Raw genomic sequence first — 16,618 nt, 5'->3', positions numbered from 1 at the left:
CACGTCAATTTTTCTCATATTAAGTCTCTACCTTCACCTGCCCCGCCTATGTCGGTTGGTGGTAAAGGTAGGCTCTTATCCTAAAAAATGCTACCATCCTTCGATTATTTTTCTGTTTTCACTATAAACGTCTTATTTACAGTCGAATTATTTCAAAATGGCGACCAAGCAACTGAGCGTACAATGCGTATTTTAAGCAAGGTTAATGCGGTCATCATTTATAAATAATTTGGAGTATTGACTAAATCGAGGATGTATAGATGCGTTCACTAATTGCGATGTACCAGCGTATAGGGCTGGTGCCGCTCATTATTATTGGTTTGATATTAGGCGTACTGATTGGTTGGCTAGCACCAGATACTGGTATAGCACTAGGCTTGTTAGGGACGCTATTTGTGGGTGCACTAAAAGCGGTGGCACCGATACTGGTATTTACTTTGGTCATCGCAGCGATTAGTCAGCATCGTAGCGGCAATGAAGTCTTCGTTAAGCCCGTACTCATTATGTATATGTTCGGCACTTTTTTGGCCGCCCTGACTGCGGTGGGCGCAAGCTTCTTATTCCCGACCGAGCTGACGTTGGTGAACGCTACTATCGAGCAAGTACCACCAGCGAACTTAAAAGAGGTGTTGACCAATCTGCTGATGAATTTGGTGGCCAATCCTATCAGCGCCATTGCTGAAGCCAACTATATTGGTATCTTGGCATGGGCAATCATCATTGGCTTTGCGCTGCGTCAAGCCAGCGATACGGCTCGTACTGTCGTCGGTGATTTCGCAGATGCCATCTCACAAGTGGTGAAATGGGTCATTGCCTTAGCGCCTTTTGGTATCTTAGGCTTGGTTGCCAATACCGTCGCGGAGACAGGCTTTGGCGCGCTGGCTGGTTATGCGCGTATCTTAATGGTACTGGTCGGTTGTATGCTATTTATCGCTTTGGTCGCCAACCCTATTATTGTCCTTGTTAAGACTGGCAAAAACCCTTACCCACTAGTATTCACTTGCCTGCGTGAGTCAGGAATCACGGCTTTCTTTACCCGTAGTTCGGCTGCCAACATTCCCGTCAACATGAACCTTGCACGTAAGCTTGGGCTGCACGAAGATACTTATTCAGTGACGATTCCACTGGGTGCGACCATTAATATGGCAGGCGCGGCGATTACGATCAACGTACTCACTCTCGCCGCTGCTCATACCTTGGGTATCGAAGTGACGTTTGCTTCAGCGCTTCTGCTAAGTTTGGTGGCAACGATTAGTGCTTGCGGTGCATCTGGTGTCGCTGGTGGTTCGTTACTACTGATTCCATTGGCGGCGAGCTTGTTTAGTATTCCAAACGAAATCGCCATGCAAGTGGTGGCAATTGGCTTTATCATCGGTGTGATACAAGACTCGGCAGAAACAGCACTGAATTCATCAACTGACGTACTATTTACGGCAGCTGCTGATCCAACGTATTCTCGTTAAGTTTTAGCCCGTTATTCATTCTGGCAATAAAAAAGGGTCTATTAAGGCCCTTTTTTATTGTCTACTATTTACTGCTAATGCGGCTGCTTTGAGTGTTCAATATCCACTTCAATCACTGGTGCTTGCATATCCAGCTGATGTTTTAATTGGCGGAGTTGCTCCACCTCACCTAATAGCTCTAGTATCAAACCAATCGCTGGTACACTGGCTTCAAAGTCACGACTCAAACGCGATGCACGGCGTACAATCGTTAGCTGATAGCCAGTAAACTGCTGACGTTCTGGCACATCATATTCGATGATATTTTCTTCAATCAATTCGATAACCCATTGGCGCTCTTGGCCACAGGCCGATACTAGCTCATCTAAGCTCATGATAATATCGGTAAATTCAGGCGAGTGTTTCATAGCGATTATCCTCGTTTGCTCTTTATTTTATTGTTATCGTATGGTCTTTATCTCTGCTTCGATTTAAGTATTCCTTGGCGATCATTAACGACTGATATTGGTATCAGAAAAAGCTTGTTTCAGCTGCTCATAAGCTTGGGTAGCGGTTTCGGTACTGATATCAGGGTTGACGATGTGTAAAGTTAAATACAAATCGCCCGCTTGCTTGGCAGGGATGCCCTTACCTTTTAAGCGCAAATTGCTACCGGATTTGCTGTTTTTAGGAATCGTCACACCAAGCGTACCTGCTGGTGTCGTGAGGTTAATTTTTTCACCCAACGCGGCTTCCCATGGGGCGATGTTGACGGTTTGATAAACATCAACACCTTCGATACGAATATTGTCTGCGTGACGGATTTTCACTTTTAAAAATAAATCACCGTTTTTACCATTACCGCCACCAGCCGCACCTTGACCTGTCAAACGAATTTGTTTGCCATCAGTGATGCCTTTAGGAATTTTAATCTTGAGGGTTTTATTTTCGTAATCGACACTGCCATTAGGCTGACGAACCGGAACGTTTAATTTAATACTGTAATCATCACCATTATAGACCGAGGCCAAATCAACCGTAATCTCTGCATGTTGGTCTTGACCTTTGCTATCTTGCGACCCAAAACCGCCACCAAATTGGTCAAAGCCACCATTTTGAGAGCGACCACCTGCCTGCCCATTCGTTGAGCCACGTGCACCGCGACCAAATGCAGAAAAGATATCATCGAAGCGAAAGCTACCATCGCCAAACGCTTCACCTTCACCAAACTGGTCTTTGATGTCTTCCCAGCGGAAACCACCTTGCCCGCCGCCCGCTGATTGACCACCAAAACCACTAGCGCCACCTTGACCAGCAAACGGATTGTTTAGCATCGCATCGTATTCAGCGCGCTTGTCTTTATCGCGGATGGTTTCATAAGCGTTGTTAATCACAGCAATCTTATTGTCAGCGTCTGGATCGTCACTGACATCAGGATGGAATTGACGGACAAGCTTACGGTATTTTTTCTTGATATCGGCGTCTGAGGCGTCTTTTTTGACCCCTAAAATGTCATAGTAATTTTTCTCTGCCATATTGTTTTTCCTTATCGTATTTATTTCTAATAAATTCAGTTAATACATAATATGGGGATAATGAATGAATATTTAATTTTTCGCCTGCGTCATTATATTGGGGTCTGTTGAACATTCAAATGTGGAACTGGCAGTGGCTATTTTTTAGACAATACGCAGTGAAATTTTTGACGCCTAGTCGTTCTAGGGTAGACAATTTCGCCATGTATTGGCAAAAAATAGCCCTGCCCCTGCTTGTATACTTGGGGCTGATGCTAAAACCACCCCAAATGTTGTTGTAAACCTAGCTAAGGTCTCCACATTATCGTCGGTTTGCGCCTGATTTGATAAAAGGTTTGATGCGATTTTAGCGATCAGCAGTCCTAATATTTGAATGTTCAACAGACCCTGATAGATGTCACAACGATTTTGGCATTATTATTCTTTGACCACTGTTGCCATAATGTCACTTTGGTTGGCATGATTTTATTACTCAATGCATATGGCACCTTATCTGACTGCTCATTCTTAAAATATAGCATATGTTGTTCAAATAATACCGTCTCCAAAAACTCAATATCATAAAATCTAAAATTCTCTCTAATCGCACACATCTCGCCATGGAAACTGCTGAAATTCTCGCCAAATAAAATCATGGCAGCAGCGACTAAAACCATCGCAACTTATTTAACATACCACTTTTGAGATGAAGACACGCTCTAGAATAATATTCAAGTTGATACGCTTTACAAAAATGTAAGAATCTAGCAATTTTTATTTACATCAACTTATGCTCATTTTTTATTAAAAACACAACAGCGCTAAATTATTTCAGTAAATTGATTAAAGATTCAGCCACAGCCGCTATTTTATAAGGGCTAACTACTATAAAAACGTTGCTTAAATCACTGCTAACATCGTCTACAACACAATAGTTTTTCTTTGGATTTCGTGCTTTATTTTGGACTCTAACGGTCCATTTTCTTAATTTTCGATATGTGAATATGTGACCTCTAGCGTTCTTTTACAGAACGGTAAGGATATGACAAGCTATGTATTGTAAAATGAATATAATGTTTATACTCATAGGGAGTATGAATAATATAGGCAAGCTTATCTGTCTATTTTATAAATCGTTTAAAGGTATTAAATGTCTTATTTCATCAAGTCTTTAGTTATCACTTTATCACTACTGCTGACTACCACCGTTTTTGCCGGTAACACCAGCTATTATGGTAATAAGTTTCATGGTAAGCGCACAGCCAGTGGCAGTATCTTCAACATGAACTCCTTGACTGCGGCGCACAGAACGTTGCCATTCGGTACGAAGGTACAAGTGACCAATAGAAAGACAAAGCAGAGCGTGATAGTAAAAATTACGGATAGAGGACCTTTCATCCGAGGACGCATTCTTGATTTATCTAAAGCCGCTGCTGGTAAGATAGACTGTCAACTTTGTACGACCAGTATGAAGATACTCTCTTATGGTGATGGTAGATACCGTAAGGAATAATGTAATAAAAAAGGGAGAGCTAACGCTCTCCCTTTTTTATGTCTGATTTTATCAATTAGCGACCATACAATAAGCCCTTAATTGTGCTAACCATATTGCTTAACGAGCATTTGCTTCCATTTCCTCTAGCGTGGTCATCGCTAGCAATAGCTTTTCTTCATGGTCGCTGTGCTGCTGCTGTAGCGCGGTTTGCTCATTGAGCAACACCAACAAATCGGACTTTCGGCTGTCTTCATAGAGATCCGTGTTGGCCAGTTTTTCTTCTAGAGCAATTAACTGCGCATCAATTTTAGCCAGTGCCTTTTCTGTATTTTCAATTTCACGACGAATTGGTGCGGTCAGCTTACGTTGTTCGGCGGCCAGTTTGCGCTGCTCTTCTTTACTAAGCGTAGGCTCAGCGGCTTTGTTTTTTGAGGATACAGTAGAGGCTTTACTACTCATTTGACTGTCAGTTGTTTCACGTGAAACGAACTTCTTGCTCTCTTTTTTGCTTTTTTTCTTGCCAGTGTTTTTATCTGGTGCATTCTCTTGTTTACGCTTTTCTGCCAGCCACTTGCCATAGTCGCTGATGTCACCATCAAACTCTTCGATAATACCATCATGTACCAAAAACAGATCATCACAGACATTCGCAATCAATTCGCGATCATGCGAAACCAGTACCACTGCCCCTTCAAAGCCCTGTAGCGCGATGGTCAATGCTTGGCGCATTTGCAAGTCTAAATGGTTGGTTGGCTCATCAAGGACGAGGACGTTCGGACGTTGCCAAACAATTAATGCTAGCGTCAAACGCGCACGCTCACCACCAGAGAATAATTCACTTGGGGTATCAATGCGCTCTCCACGGAAGTCAAAACTACCCAAAAACGAACGTAGCATCGCATCAGACGTTTTGCCTGCTAGACGACGCAACATCTCTATTGGGGTTGCCTTTGCATCAAGAATATCCATTTGATGCTGGTTAAAATAGCCAAGTTTAAGGGTATCAGAGACACGATACGTCCCTGTTAATACGCCAAGCTCGCCCACCAATGCCTTAATAAGTGTTGATTTACCTGCGCCATTCATGCCTAATAAGCCGAGACGCGTATCCGGCGTTACTTGCACATTGGCATTATGCAGCAGTGGTACGTCGCTATAACCAATATCTGCTTTGGTCAGCTCAATCAGCGGTGAGCTCATATTTGCTGGCTCATAAAAGCGGAACGAGAACGGGTTGTCCGCCATCATTGGTGACAGCTCAGCCATACGCTCAAGTTGCTTGATACGGCTCTGCGCTTGCTTGGCTTTACTGGCTTTGGCACGGAAACGACGAATAAAGTCATCCAAATGCGCCTTAGTTGCTTCTTGCTTCTCAAATGCTTGCTGCTGCTGCGCCATACGCTCATGACGGGTACGAATAAACTGCTGATAGTTACCGGTATAAAGGGTGATTTTTTGTTGTTCTACATGAAGAATATGACCAACCGTCGCATCCAAAAATGCTTGGTCATGCGAGATGACGATTACTAGACCGGTAAACGCATTGATCCACGTTTCTAGCCACAGAATCGCATCCAAATCCAAATGGTTGGTTGGCTCATCGAGTAACATAAGATCAGCACGGCTCATCAAGGTTTTGGCAAGGTTCAAACGCATGCGCCAGCCGCCCGAAAACCCTTCTACCGGTAGCTCATGCTGACTCGTATTAAAGCCAAGACCTGCCATGATTTGCGCGGCTTTGGTCGGTGTGCGATACCCATCAATTTCGTCGAACTGCTGATGCAACACCCCAATCTGCTCATCACTAACGCTGCTCAAATCATTCAAAGAGGCATTAATCTCATACCACTGCTCATCACCGCTCAATACATAATCAATCGCAGACTGGCTACTTGCACCAACTTCCTGTGCCATATGCGCCACATGCCAGCTATCAGGGATGCTCACTTCGCCCCTATCAAGTGTGACCTCGGTATCGCCAGTGCCCATTCGAGTCAGCAGTAAAGCAAACAAGGTCGATTTACCAGTGCCGTTGTTGCCCGTTAAGCCAACTTTGTGGCCCGGATGGAGCTGGAAGCTTGCACCTGCAAACAATTCACGACCATCACGGCGAACACCAACGTCTTTAAATTCGATCATATAATTTCTTCATCTCAACAGTAATATAAAATATAAGGCAATAAGAAAAACACACATCTGGCATGCTGACTGGCGGCTATTATTTCAAACGCTTGCCTTATAGGCAAACGATTAAATAACTATTTCAAAACCAATCAGTTATTATACTAAAAAAGCCTGTCATAAAACCCGCGTTGACGACTGTCACTCTTGACAAACGAATCGTCACCCCCATTATGATATACTGCCAAAAGATTAATGCCAGCAGACTATTAATTAGTAGTAGCCCGAATAGTAGTAGCCCAAATACCAACCTTATAATATTGCAACGACTTTGCCATAACGACAGCACCCAATCGAATCAAACGCCGCGCGTATCTTTATTTGCAACGATGTCAGTTGCAAACCCAAACAGGACGACGACCGCATTTGATCCTAGCAACTGAGGTAGATATGAACGAATCAGCCAACCAATTTAGCCCAAGCTCAAGCCAGCCAGTAGATCCAACGATATTAAGCCTAACCGATAGTGCCGCACAAAAAGTACGTCGCCTACGTGAAGAAGAAGGTGATAGCGATCTTATGCTACGCGTCTATGTGACTGGCGGTGGCTGCTCAGGTTTCTCTTATGGCTTTAATTTCGCCAATGAGTTGAATGAAGATGATGCCAACTTTGACAATGACGATGTGACCTTGGTTGTCGATTCGCTAAGTTATCAGTATCTGCAAGGCTCTACCGTTGACTATACCGAAGGATTAGAAGGCGCACGTTTTGTCGTGACCAATCCAAACGCAACCACGACTTGCGGCTGTGGTTCGTCATTCTCTATTTAATCTGAATAGACTGTAGCACTATGTTAAATAGCCCAGAATATGACAGTCGAAGCATCTATCTCTCGGGTAGATGCTTTTTTTATAAAGACCTAGTAGTAATAACCAAGCTGTATTCTTGACCAGTTTTCCTCAAAAAAAGTGCCGAAATCCAGACAAATCACTTCGCCTAAAGCTTATTGTATTTGTAATTGTCCGTGGTTTTCAGGGTCGCTTTGAGCTAAACTGACGTCATTATCAACCTAAATACCCACCTCTTTGATGGTCATACACCAGTCGTGTTTTGAGCCGCCATAACAAATAACAATAGATGACTATTATGAGTAATTTTGTGCCTAGCTTTGTTAGCTTTGAAATCCCCAATTGGTTTGATACTCAGCATTTAACGGGTATGCTCCGCGGTATCGAAAAAGAGGGCTTACGCGTTAAGCCTGACGGTTTTTTGGCACAGACCCCGCATCCAGCCAAATTGGGCTCAAAACTCACCCATCCGTTTATCACCACTGATTATTCAGAGAGCTTGCTTGAGCTCATCACCGACCCAAAAGCCACCCCAAAAGAGACGCTAAACATGCTGCGTCAGCTGCACGTATTGGTGTATCAAGGTATGCCTGAGGGTGAGCTGATGTGGCCACTGTCTATGCCATGTATGCTGTCGTCCAAAGATGAAGATATCCCGCTGGCGAATTATGGCAGCTCTAACACTGGTAAGCTGAAAACCCTATATCGCAGTGGTCTAGGCATCCGTTATGGTCGCCGCATGCAGACCATCGCTGGTCTACATTACAACTTATCTTTCGGTGATGGTCTGTTTGAAGCGTGGCAAGCGAAAGCACCCGCCGCCCCAACCCAAACGTTGACAGATTTCAAGAACGAGAAATATTTAGGGCTTATTCGCAACTTCAAGCGTTTGACCAGTCTGGTACTGTATTTGCTAGGTGCCAGTCCAAGTGTGTGTCCTTGCTTTATATCAGGGCGCGAGCACGATTTGGAGCTGCTGAACGATTCAACCTATTATAAGCCTGCCGCCACTAGCCTACGTATGGGCAAGCTTGGCTATACCAATAGTGTGCAAGAACACCTCGATATCCGCTATAACTATCTACCAGAATATGTCGCTGGACTGCGCCGTGCGATTCAAACGCCACATGAGAGCTTTGAGAAGCTTGGTTTAAATGACGCTGATGGCAATCCTATTCAAATCAATAATCATATTCTGCAAATAGAAAATGAATACTATAGCCCGATACGTCCTAAACAAATTGCGATGAGTGGCGAGACGCCTACCGAGGCACTTGAGCGTCGCGGGATTGCTTACGTCGAGTTCCGCGCCATCGATCTTGATCCGTATAGCGATATCGGTATCCGTCTATCTAGCGCTTGTTTTTTAGAAGTGATGGCGCTGTATTGCTTACTGAATGATTCGCCTGAATTGATGCCTGAAGAGGAAGAAGCTCTGGCCATCAATCTTGAGCGCGTGGTCAATGAAGGTCGCCGTGACAATTTGCACATCATTAACAATGGTGCGGAGCAGTCACTAGAAAGCTGGATGCTGATGCACTTAGGTCGTATGCAACCACTAGCAGCCCTACTCGATGCGCATTATGGTGGCAATGATTACCGTGCGGCGGTGGCGTTGATGCAAGGCAAAGCGGGACATTCTGAGTCGACCATATCAGCGCAAGTAAACTCTGATAGCAAGCGTCTAGGCAGTTTATGGCAGCTGGGCTTTACCCTAGCGCAGCAGCATCGTGACTCTCTATTGCAGCAAACCCTTAGCCCCAATACTCAAGCCAAATATGAAGTATTGGCTGAAAAATCAATACTACAGCAAGCAGAGATTGAAGTGGCTGAAACAGAAGACTTTATGGACTTCCTACAACAGTACCGCTAATTAACCTTTGTTATTGTCCATCGTTTTTATTATTGATAGTGTTTTATTGATTATATTATAAGAGTATTCGACCAATGCAACAGCTAACCACTTATCGTAACTTGCAAGTATTTTTAGTATTAATGGCAGTGATAGGAATGAGTTTTGCGCTGTTCTATTTACAGCGCCATCTGGGTCTATCACCTTGCCCACTTTGTATTTTTCAACGTGTTGGCCTCATAGTAATGGGCGGTTTTGCCTTAATATCAGCACTGTTTAATCCAAAATCTAAAGTGGTAAGACTCATATTATGGCTTGGTAGCTTAGCAGGTATTGGCTGGGCGACTGCGGTTGCTGCGCGTCATGTTTGGTTACAACATCTACCTGCCGATCAAGTACCTTCGTGTGGTCCAGGTCTGAACTATTGGATGGACACCCTTCCTATTCTGCAAGTGTTTGAAGAGGTTTTTGCAGGCTCTGGCGAATGCGCCTCTGTCGACTGGACACTTATGGGCTTAAGTATTCCTGAGCAATCACTGATTCTTTTTAGTATTCTATTAATCGTACACGTACTGATATTGTGGCGTATCATCCGCCCTACCGCAGCTGTTCGTCGTGCTTAATGATAACTGAAGCGATTGACGGTTCAATAAAACGGTAACCCTTTATCTTTTCATAAAATGGCAACTCTCTAGATATAGAGGTTTGCCATTTTTTTATTCTTTCTTTATCGTCATTACTAATTCTAAACGCCCTTGTTCACTGCATTCACTGCCCCTTCATCCCACTTATCCTCTTTATCATACCGCTTGATAACAAAAAGTCCACATAGGCATCTGTGATGCTTTGATATTGTATGACAGCTTATGTGCACAGTTGGCATAAGGATATGCTTTGGCTATCCTGTCATTAACTGCAAGCCATTGCCTAATAAGCACCATGTCCAATAAGCTTAACCCTATCATTGATCGATACCAACCGATAAACGCATACTATCAGCGCCTAATGCTGATTTAGTCTCGGTAAGCTTGTCCGCTTTTGTCCCTGATAATAGCGCGAAATCGATCTTAACTGACAATACTCGTAACGTTTCTAGAATCTATATTAAAAACTGTTTTTGGTATGCCATGATATATCTTACGTCTATTTTCTCTACTACTTCTAAAACCATAAAACGCTCTGGTCGACTGCTGTTAGCGGTGCCCATCTGTTTGCTACTTCTCGGTTGCGACAGTTCTTCGTCTACGACTAATAAAGGGGTGAGCACTAAAGTTGCCCCCGTCGATAATGCGGAGCGCTCTGATCTGCAAGGGGTCGCCGATGACTCGCAAGACAATGAGCAAGCGAACGCTGATGCGCTGGCTAATGCAGATACTGGACAATCCCTTATTAGCGCCGCACAGCCCACTGGTGACACGCATGCACGTAGCGCACCGATGATTTCAGAGTCAAATAATGATAGTGCGCTACAAGCTACATTGATGGGCGATTATGGTGGTATGGTTCCTTGCTCGTCTTGCGACAATATCGACATTACTCTGAACTTGTTTGCTGATGGCTCAGTACTAAAAAAGAGCCTCTATAACAATGCTGAGCCGCCGCGCCAGCCACTGCTTGAGTCGGGTATCTATAGACAAGACAATGATACGATTACGATTGTTTATGAAAGCAAAAATATCGAAACTTACCATATCCAAGACAACCATTTGGTGATGATAGATGAGTATAAAAAACCTGACAACGACTACACGCTGTCACGCAAATAAAAAAGCAGCGGCACAAAATATTTAGGGCATGTTGAACAGCCATAAATAGGCGCTTTTAATACCATCGTCGAAGGATCAAACACACCCTAATATCGCGGCATCCAATGATGCTAAATAAGCCAAACCATCCGTTGAATGACGCCTATCTATCAGGCGTTTTTTATTGGTCATCCAACAGTGTTTACTTTACAATAAGCCCTTGTCTGCCCTCCTGATTGGTTGGCGATTACTTTTAGTTCTTGCTACAGCAGTATAACCAGTAATAGCGACATTTAGGTTAAGTGTGTCCTAAAAAGCCACGGTTGATATCGGTAACTTTTGGGATAATACTGTATTTTTATTCTCTTCATTTAAGCTCGCACGGAACGTCTATGCATATTCATATTCTTGGTATTTGTGGTACTTTTATGGGCTCGTTGGCCTTGTTGGCGCGCGAGCTTGGACATACGGTCACAGGCTCAGATGCCAATGTCTATCCGCCAATGTCCACCCAACTTGAAAACGCGGGCGTGACCATTGAGCAAGGCTATCTGGTGGCGCATTTGCAACCAGCGCCAGATTTGGTCGTCGTTGGTAATGCCATGAAGCGCGGCATGGATGTCATCGAGTATATGCTGGACACTGGTCTACGCTATACTTCAGGGCCGCAGTTTTTATCTGAGCAGGTATTGCAATCGCGTCATGTGATAGCTGTTGCCGGTACTCACGGCAAAACCACGACGACGACCATGCTCGCTTGGATATTACATTATGCAGGTATCGATACTGGGTTTTTAATCGGCGGTGTGCCACTTGTCGATACCACTGATGAGCGTTTACAGCAGGTCTTCTCTCACAGCAGTTATTTGGGCGCTGACAAAATTGATAATGACGATTCGGCAAATACTGGCTATTTTGTCATTGAAGCAGATGAATATGACTCTGCATTTTTTGATAAGCGTTCAAAGTTCGTTCATTACCGCCCGCGTACGGCTATTTTAAATAACCTTGAATTTGACCATGCGGATATTTTTGCGGATCTCAATGCCATTCAGACCCAATTTCATCATATGGTGCGCATGATTCCGAGCACTGGTAAAATCATTATGCCGACAGCGACTGCCAGCTTAGAGGATACGTTGGCAAAAGGCGTTTGGACACCCGTTTGGCGAACCACCGTGCTGGATTCAGCAGCAAACGCTACCAATGTAGAAGATGATAATTTAGACAATAGCAGCGAGTGGCAGGCTGAGCTTATCAGCGAAGATGGTGGTCAGTTTAGCGTAAGTTTTGTTGCTGACGCTGTTGATAAAGACGCCACGGGAGTCGTCGATTGGTCGATGAGCGGTATTCATAACGTGAATAATGCGCTGGTGGCTGTTGCGGCAGCTTATAATGTTGGGGTCAGTGTCAAAACGGCTTGCGCGGCACTGTCTGCCTTTGCAGGTATTAAACGTCGCATGGAGCTGATCGGTGAGGTAAATGACATCTTAGTCTTTGATGATTTCGCCCATCACCCCACTGCCATTACCACTACGTTAGATGGTGCCAAAAAGAAACTGGCGAACAGACGTATTTGGGCCATCATTGAGCCACGTAGTAACACCATGAAAATGGGCATTCATCAAGACAGCTTGGCTGAGTCTGCTGCCCTCGCCGACTATACACTGTGGTATGAGCCGACAGGACTAGAATGGGGTCTAAAAGACGTCATTGATCAGGCCACTGCTACAAACTCTACTATGAGTAACCAACAAGTGCTCTCTAGTGTCGATGCCATTATCGAACATATCGACACGCATGCAACAGCTGGTGATGCCATTGTGATTATGTCTAATGGTGGTTTTGAAGGTATTCATCAACGCTTATTAACTGCGCTACATAACAAAGCAACGTAAAAAGGCTATGTAAAATGTATCAATGTGCTAATTGATGACACGCCCAAGCTAGTATAGATTTGGTTTTGAATAAGAGCGTTGCTTATTATGAATAAGCAACGCTTTTTTATTATCAGACTTTTTGATTACTTTGGGATGTCTCAGCATTTGCAATAGCCATAACTCATAAGTCATAAGTCATAAGTCATAAACTATGAGCTACGTTTGCGACTTCGCTACCTTCTTAACCTTTCATTTACTTATCCTACGTGTATCTTAGCAAATCGAGGGTTTTCCTCACACAGCTCATACACTGGTAACATTTCGCGCTTACCTTTAGTTCTAGACAGTCCCTACAATGTAGTTATCGAAATTAATAAACGAATTAATAAATAACATATAATTGATAATAAATTTAGGAGAATGATATGAGCTTTATTTGGATGATTATTGTAGGTTTGGTCGCAGGTTTATTGGCACGAGCTATCAAGCCAGGTAGCGACCCTATGGGTTGGATAATGACCATTGTATTGGGTATTGTTGGTGCTTTAGTAGGTGGCTTCTTGGCCGGACTAATCGGCATAAATGCTGACGGTGGTTTTACTGGTCTAATATTCTCAGTAATTGGTGCCATAATCTTGCTGTTCATCTATGAGATGATTATGAGCAAGCGTCGTATCTAATCACGTTTAATGTGATATACGATTGACAAAAAAAGGTCTGGCGATAAGCGAGACCTTTTTTATTGTCTGGCTGTATTGCGCTTATTCATAGCGACATAAACACAGCGATATCAACAGGTGGCATTGATAAGCATTACTTTTGTCCCCATTTATCTTATAATAGCTCCACTATTTTATATTTATTATTGAGGTGAGCCGTATGGCATTACTCCCTATCTTAAGCTATCCAGACCCGCGCTTACGCACCCTTGCAAAGCCTGTCAAGGAAGTCACTGCTGAAATAAAAACCTTAATCGCTGATATGATTGAGACCATGTATGATGCCCAAGGTATTGGTTTGGCTGCCAGTCAAGTAGATCGTCATATTCAGCTCATCGTTATCGATTTGTCAGAAGACAAAAATGCTCCTAAGGTTTTTGTTAACCCGAAAGTCACGCCATTGGTGGAAGAAAAGCAACCGTACGAAGAGGGTTGTTTGTCTGTACCTGAAGTCTATGACAGTGTTGAGCGCCCAAACAAAGTGCGTATTGAAGCCTTAGATGAGAATGGTGAAAAAATCGATGAAGAAGTAGAAGGCTTACTTGCCGTCTGTATTCAGCATGAAATGGATCATCTGAATGGGGTCATATTCGTCGATTATTTATCACGTCTCAAACAAACTCGAGCGCGTGACAAAGTTCGTAAAGTGCTCAAAATACGTGAAAAACAAGGCGAGCAATCCGCTGAAAAACAGCCGCAAACCACCAATGCTTGATACAACCCGTCTTTAGAGCGTTTGGGTTTTTTTTGCTCGACCATTCTAGAGCGACGCTATTTTTTATTATCCACCACATATTGTTTTTATTAAAGGTTTCCTACCATGATCAAAATTGACCAATATTTTGACCCTGCCGGCTGGCAGAAATTCACCAAAGCTGCCGAAGGTCGCGAAACCCCATTTTTAGTGGTGGACCTTAGCCGTATTAAAACCAAATATCATGAAATGGTTGGTTTTTTTCCGAACGCCAAGTTGCATTATGCGATGAAAGCCAGCCCTGCAGTTGAGGTCATTAATTTACTGGCCGAGCTTGGTTCAAACTTTGATTGTGCGTCCATTTATGAGCTTGACCGTGTCCTTGACTGCGGCGTTGAGCCATCGCGTATTTCTTACGGCAACACCATCAAAAAAGCAGAACATGTCAAATATGCATTTGAGAAAGGCATTGATTTGTATGCAACTGACTCAGAAGCCGATTTAAAAAATATTGCTAAGCATGCCCCTGGTTCAAAAATCTTTGTCCGTATCTTAGTACAAGGCTCTGAGACCGCTGAATGGCCATTATCTCGTAAGTTTGGTTGTCATCCGAATATGGCGATTGAGCTGTTGATTCAAGCCCGTGATTTGGGTCTGGTACCTTATGGCATATCGTTCCATGTGGGTAGCCAACAAAAAGACGTTGCCGCTTGGGATGATGCCTTAGCCAAAGTTAAATATATGTTTGACTGGATGAAAAACGAAGAAGATATTAAGCTGCAAATGATTAACCTAGGTGGCGGCTTTCCAGCGAACTATATCAGTGAAGTCAATCCGGTAAAAGTCTATGCTGAAGAAATCACTCGTTATTTGACGGATGACTATAATGACGAAGACATGCCAGAGATCATCCTAGAACCCGGTCGTTCATTGGTTGGTGGTTCAGGGGTGCTGGTCAGCGATGTGGTGCTCATTTCGCGTAAATCGAACACCGACTTGACGCGTTGGGTATACACCGATGTGGGCTTATTCCAAGGCTTAATTGAAACCTTGGGTGAAGCGATCAAGTATCCGGTTTATACGCCTAAGATGGAAACGTCAACCAGCGAAGGTACGGTCGTGTTAGCTGGTCCAACTTGTGATTCAACCGATATCATGTATGAAGAAGCAGGCTATCAGTTGCCAGAAGAGCTGGAAATTGGTGATAAAATCTTTTGGCTAACCACTGGTGCTTATACTAATTCTTACTCATCTGTTGAGTTCAATGGCTTTCCACCGTTAGAAGTGATTTATATTGACTAATTCTCAGTGAATGGTCAGAAATAAGAAAAGCGCGGTACTGTGATTCGCAGTGCCGCGCTTTTTTATGCCAAAAACAATATTAATCCATGCAATGCTACTGCACCATTATCCAGATTGGCGTGCTGTTAGTATTATTCATAGCGCGATTACTTGCATAAGTTGAGCGTTGGGTTTGGCTATTTTGTGAAATCTGACCGATAGTCACCCACTGTCCACGTGGCACGATAAGGGTACTATTTAAGCGCTGACCTTGAGTGGCTTGATGACTATTTTGATCATAAGACGAATTAGAGCGCACAAGCCTCTCTTCAACTTGTGATAACTGCACTTCGACTTGACCATTGGCAAGCAGCCTTGGCGTAACGGCAATACCTTGCGTCGTTGGCAATAATACTTGCTGCTGAATAATAATCTGTCCCGACGAGCGATTATAAGTTGGGTAGGTATTAGTCTGAGTCAGCGCATAGAGCGTGCCTGTGCTGATACTCGCAGCACTGCCTGACAGCGTTTGTACTTGATATAAATTATTTGTTTGCTGTTGGCTGTTGCGCTGGTTAATCACGCCTGCGCCTTGGATACCTCGATTGGTGATAATAACCTGCCCTTGCTGGATGCTACCTTGGGTACTGCTATTATTGCCCACACGCACAGCGACCGTTAACGCTTGTGGTTGGCGGTCAATTTGGCTCAATAGCTGCTGTATTGCTTGATAATTAGCGGTAGTCGTGCGGAGTACCAGCTTATCCTGATAGGTTGCAACCGTGCCACCATCGCGACTGGTATTTAGCTGCTGACGGACTGATGGCAGTAATGCATCACCACCATAAGTATGAATAACGTAGGTTTGGTAAGTGGCCGCTTGCACGGTGGCTGGTAAGATAGCTATGATTACGCTAAAGGTCAGGGTAAATGCTGTTTGACGTACGTAGCTAGCGCTTTTGAGAGAAGTCAAAGCGCTACTGAGCTTAGCTTTTATAGTCAATTTAGCCTTATTCATACGCCTAT

General features: G+C 43.8%; 14 protein-coding genes. 10 read left to right on the top strand and 4 right to left on the bottom strand.

The window, feature by feature from the left end:
* Window positions 1-260: 260 nt before the first annotated feature.
* The gene (gene sstT / locus ACMFL8_RS00280; RefSeq protein WP_189583694.1) at window positions 261-1,463 is read left to right on the top strand and encodes a serine/threonine transporter SstT; all 1,203 of its coding nucleotides are present in this window, start codon (window positions 261-263) and stop codon (window positions 1,461-1,463) included.
* A 74-nt stretch (window positions 1,464-1,537) separates the two neighbouring features.
* Here the strand turns inward: sstT and ACMFL8_RS00275 are convergent, their stop codons facing one another.
* Both ACMFL8_RS00275 and ACMFL8_RS00270 read right to left on the bottom strand, forming a co-directional pair.
* The gene (locus tag ACMFL8_RS00275) at window positions 1,538-1,870 is read right to left on the bottom strand and encodes a chaperone modulator CbpM (protein ID WP_201589179.1); all 333 of its coding nucleotides are present in this window, start codon (window positions 1,868-1,870) and stop codon (window positions 1,538-1,540) included.
* 84 nt (window positions 1,871-1,954) lie between these two features.
* Window positions 1,955-2,977: a DnaJ C-terminal domain-containing protein gene (locus ACMFL8_RS00270; RefSeq protein ID WP_413189765.1), complete on the bottom strand. Its 1,023-nt coding sequence runs from the start codon at window positions 2,975-2,977 to the stop codon at window positions 1,955-1,957.
* A 1,129-nt stretch (window positions 2,978-4,106) separates the two neighbouring features.
* Between ACMFL8_RS00270 and ACMFL8_RS00265 the strand changes: the two genes are divergently transcribed.
* Window positions 4,107-4,469 carry a septal ring lytic transglycosylase RlpA family protein gene (locus tag ACMFL8_RS00265; protein WP_189583719.1) on the top strand — a complete coding sequence of 121 codons (363 nt, stop codon included), beginning with the start codon at window positions 4,107-4,109 and terminating at the stop codon, window positions 4,467-4,469.
* Window positions 4,470-4,568: 99 nt separating this feature from the next.
* On the opposite strand, the gene ACMFL8_RS00260 is transcribed toward ACMFL8_RS00265, so the two are convergent.
* Entirely contained in the window at window positions 4,569-6,590 is a 2,022-nt protein-coding gene (locus ACMFL8_RS00260) for an ABC-F family ATP-binding cassette domain-containing protein (protein WP_413189764.1), read from the bottom strand.
* 432 nt (window positions 6,591-7,022) lie between these two features.
* Here ACMFL8_RS00260 and erpA point away from each other — a divergent pair, with 432 nt between their 5' ends.
* From erpA to ACMFL8_RS00220, 8 genes are all read left to right on the top strand, one after another.
* Window positions 7,023-7,403 carry an iron-sulfur cluster insertion protein ErpA gene (gene erpA, locus ACMFL8_RS00255; protein WP_227669969.1) on the top strand — a complete coding sequence of 127 codons (381 nt, stop codon included), beginning with the start codon at window positions 7,023-7,025 and terminating at the stop codon, window positions 7,401-7,403.
* A 316-nt stretch (window positions 7,404-7,719) separates the two neighbouring features.
* Complete coding sequence (gene gshA, locus ACMFL8_RS00250; RefSeq protein WP_194620562.1) at window positions 7,720-9,294, top strand: glutamate--cysteine ligase; 1,575 nt, start codon at window positions 7,720-7,722, stop codon at window positions 9,292-9,294.
* Window positions 9,295-9,368: 74 nt separating this feature from the next.
* Window positions 9,369-9,896 (top strand): disulfide bond formation protein B, encoded by a 528-nt coding sequence (locus ACMFL8_RS00245; RefSeq protein WP_413189763.1) that lies wholly within the window; start codon window positions 9,369-9,371, stop codon window positions 9,894-9,896.
* A gap of 504 nt (window positions 9,897-10,400) precedes the next feature.
* Window positions 10,401-11,039 (top strand): copper resistance protein NlpE N-terminal domain-containing protein, encoded by a 639-nt coding sequence (locus tag ACMFL8_RS00240; RefSeq protein ID WP_210540962.1) that lies wholly within the window; start codon window positions 10,401-10,403, stop codon window positions 11,037-11,039.
* 371 nt (window positions 11,040-11,410) lie between these two features.
* Entirely contained in the window at window positions 11,411-12,916 is a 1,506-nt protein-coding gene (mpl, locus tag ACMFL8_RS00235) for a UDP-N-acetylmuramate:L-alanyl-gamma-D-glutamyl-meso-diaminopimelate ligase (RefSeq protein WP_413189762.1), read from the top strand.
* A 407-nt stretch (window positions 12,917-13,323) separates the two neighbouring features.
* Window positions 13,324-13,578 carry a GlsB/YeaQ/YmgE family stress response membrane protein gene (locus tag ACMFL8_RS00230; RefSeq protein ID WP_010197661.1) on the top strand — a complete coding sequence of 85 codons (255 nt, stop codon included), beginning with the start codon at window positions 13,324-13,326 and terminating at the stop codon, window positions 13,576-13,578.
* Window positions 13,579-13,777: 199 nt separating this feature from the next.
* Window positions 13,778-14,332, top strand: coding sequence for a peptide deformylase (gene def / locus ACMFL8_RS00225; protein WP_189583749.1), 555 nt, complete (start codon window positions 13,778-13,780; stop codon window positions 14,330-14,332).
* A gap of 105 nt (window positions 14,333-14,437) precedes the next feature.
* Window positions 14,438-15,613, top strand: coding sequence for a type III PLP-dependent enzyme (locus ACMFL8_RS00220; RefSeq protein ID WP_010197659.1), 1,176 nt, complete (start codon window positions 14,438-14,440; stop codon window positions 15,611-15,613).
* Between the two features lie 94 nt (window positions 15,614-15,707).
* On the opposite strand, the gene ACMFL8_RS00215 is transcribed toward ACMFL8_RS00220, so the two are convergent.
* The gene (locus tag ACMFL8_RS00215) at window positions 15,708-16,610 is read right to left on the bottom strand and encodes a hypothetical protein (RefSeq protein WP_413189761.1); all 903 of its coding nucleotides are present in this window, start codon (window positions 16,608-16,610) and stop codon (window positions 15,708-15,710) included.
* Window positions 16,611-16,618: the final 8 nt, after the last annotated feature.

Origin of the sequence: Psychrobacter sp. AT9, assembly GCF_047272965.1 — a bacterium.
Classification (GTDB): domain Bacteria; phylum Pseudomonadota; class Gammaproteobacteria; order Pseudomonadales; family Moraxellaceae; genus Psychrobacter; species Psychrobacter glaciei.
The sequence above is the reverse complement of the archived record's forward strand: the minus strand, read 5'-3'. Positions and strand labels throughout refer to the sequence as shown.

Coding starts and splice junctions, on each gene's coding strand:
- sstT (WP_189583694.1), top strand. CDS start 261: ATGCGTTCACTAATTGCGATGTACCAGCGTATAGGGCTGGTGCCGCTC.
- ACMFL8_RS00275 (WP_201589179.1), bottom strand. CDS start 1,870: ATGAAACACTCGCCTGAATTTACCGATATTATCATGAGCTTAGATGAG.
- ACMFL8_RS00270 (WP_413189765.1), bottom strand. CDS start 2,977: ATGGCAGAGAAAAATTACTATGACATTTTAGGGGTCAAAAAAGACGCC.
- ACMFL8_RS00265 (WP_189583719.1), top strand. CDS start 4,107: ATGTCTTATTTCATCAAGTCTTTAGTTATCACTTTATCACTACTGCTG.
- ACMFL8_RS00260 (WP_413189764.1), bottom strand. CDS start 6,590: ATGATCGAATTTAAAGACGTTGGTGTTCGCCGTGATGGTCGTGAATTG.
- erpA (WP_227669969.1), top strand. CDS start 7,023: ATGAACGAATCAGCCAACCAATTTAGCCCAAGCTCAAGCCAGCCAGTA.
- gshA (WP_194620562.1), top strand. CDS start 7,720: ATGAGTAATTTTGTGCCTAGCTTTGTTAGCTTTGAAATCCCCAATTGG.
- ACMFL8_RS00245 (WP_413189763.1), top strand. CDS start 9,369: ATGCAACAGCTAACCACTTATCGTAACTTGCAAGTATTTTTAGTATTA.
- ACMFL8_RS00240 (WP_210540962.1), top strand. CDS start 10,401: ATGATATATCTTACGTCTATTTTCTCTACTACTTCTAAAACCATAAAA.
- mpl (WP_413189762.1), top strand. CDS start 11,411: ATGCATATTCATATTCTTGGTATTTGTGGTACTTTTATGGGCTCGTTG.
- ACMFL8_RS00230 (WP_010197661.1), top strand. CDS start 13,324: ATGAGCTTTATTTGGATGATTATTGTAGGTTTGGTCGCAGGTTTATTG.
- def (WP_189583749.1), top strand. CDS start 13,778: ATGGCATTACTCCCTATCTTAAGCTATCCAGACCCGCGCTTACGCACC.
- ACMFL8_RS00220 (WP_010197659.1), top strand. CDS start 14,438: ATGATCAAAATTGACCAATATTTTGACCCTGCCGGCTGGCAGAAATTC.
- ACMFL8_RS00215 (WP_413189761.1), bottom strand. CDS start 16,610: ATGAATAAGGCTAAATTGACTATAAAAGCTAAGCTCAGTAGCGCTTTG.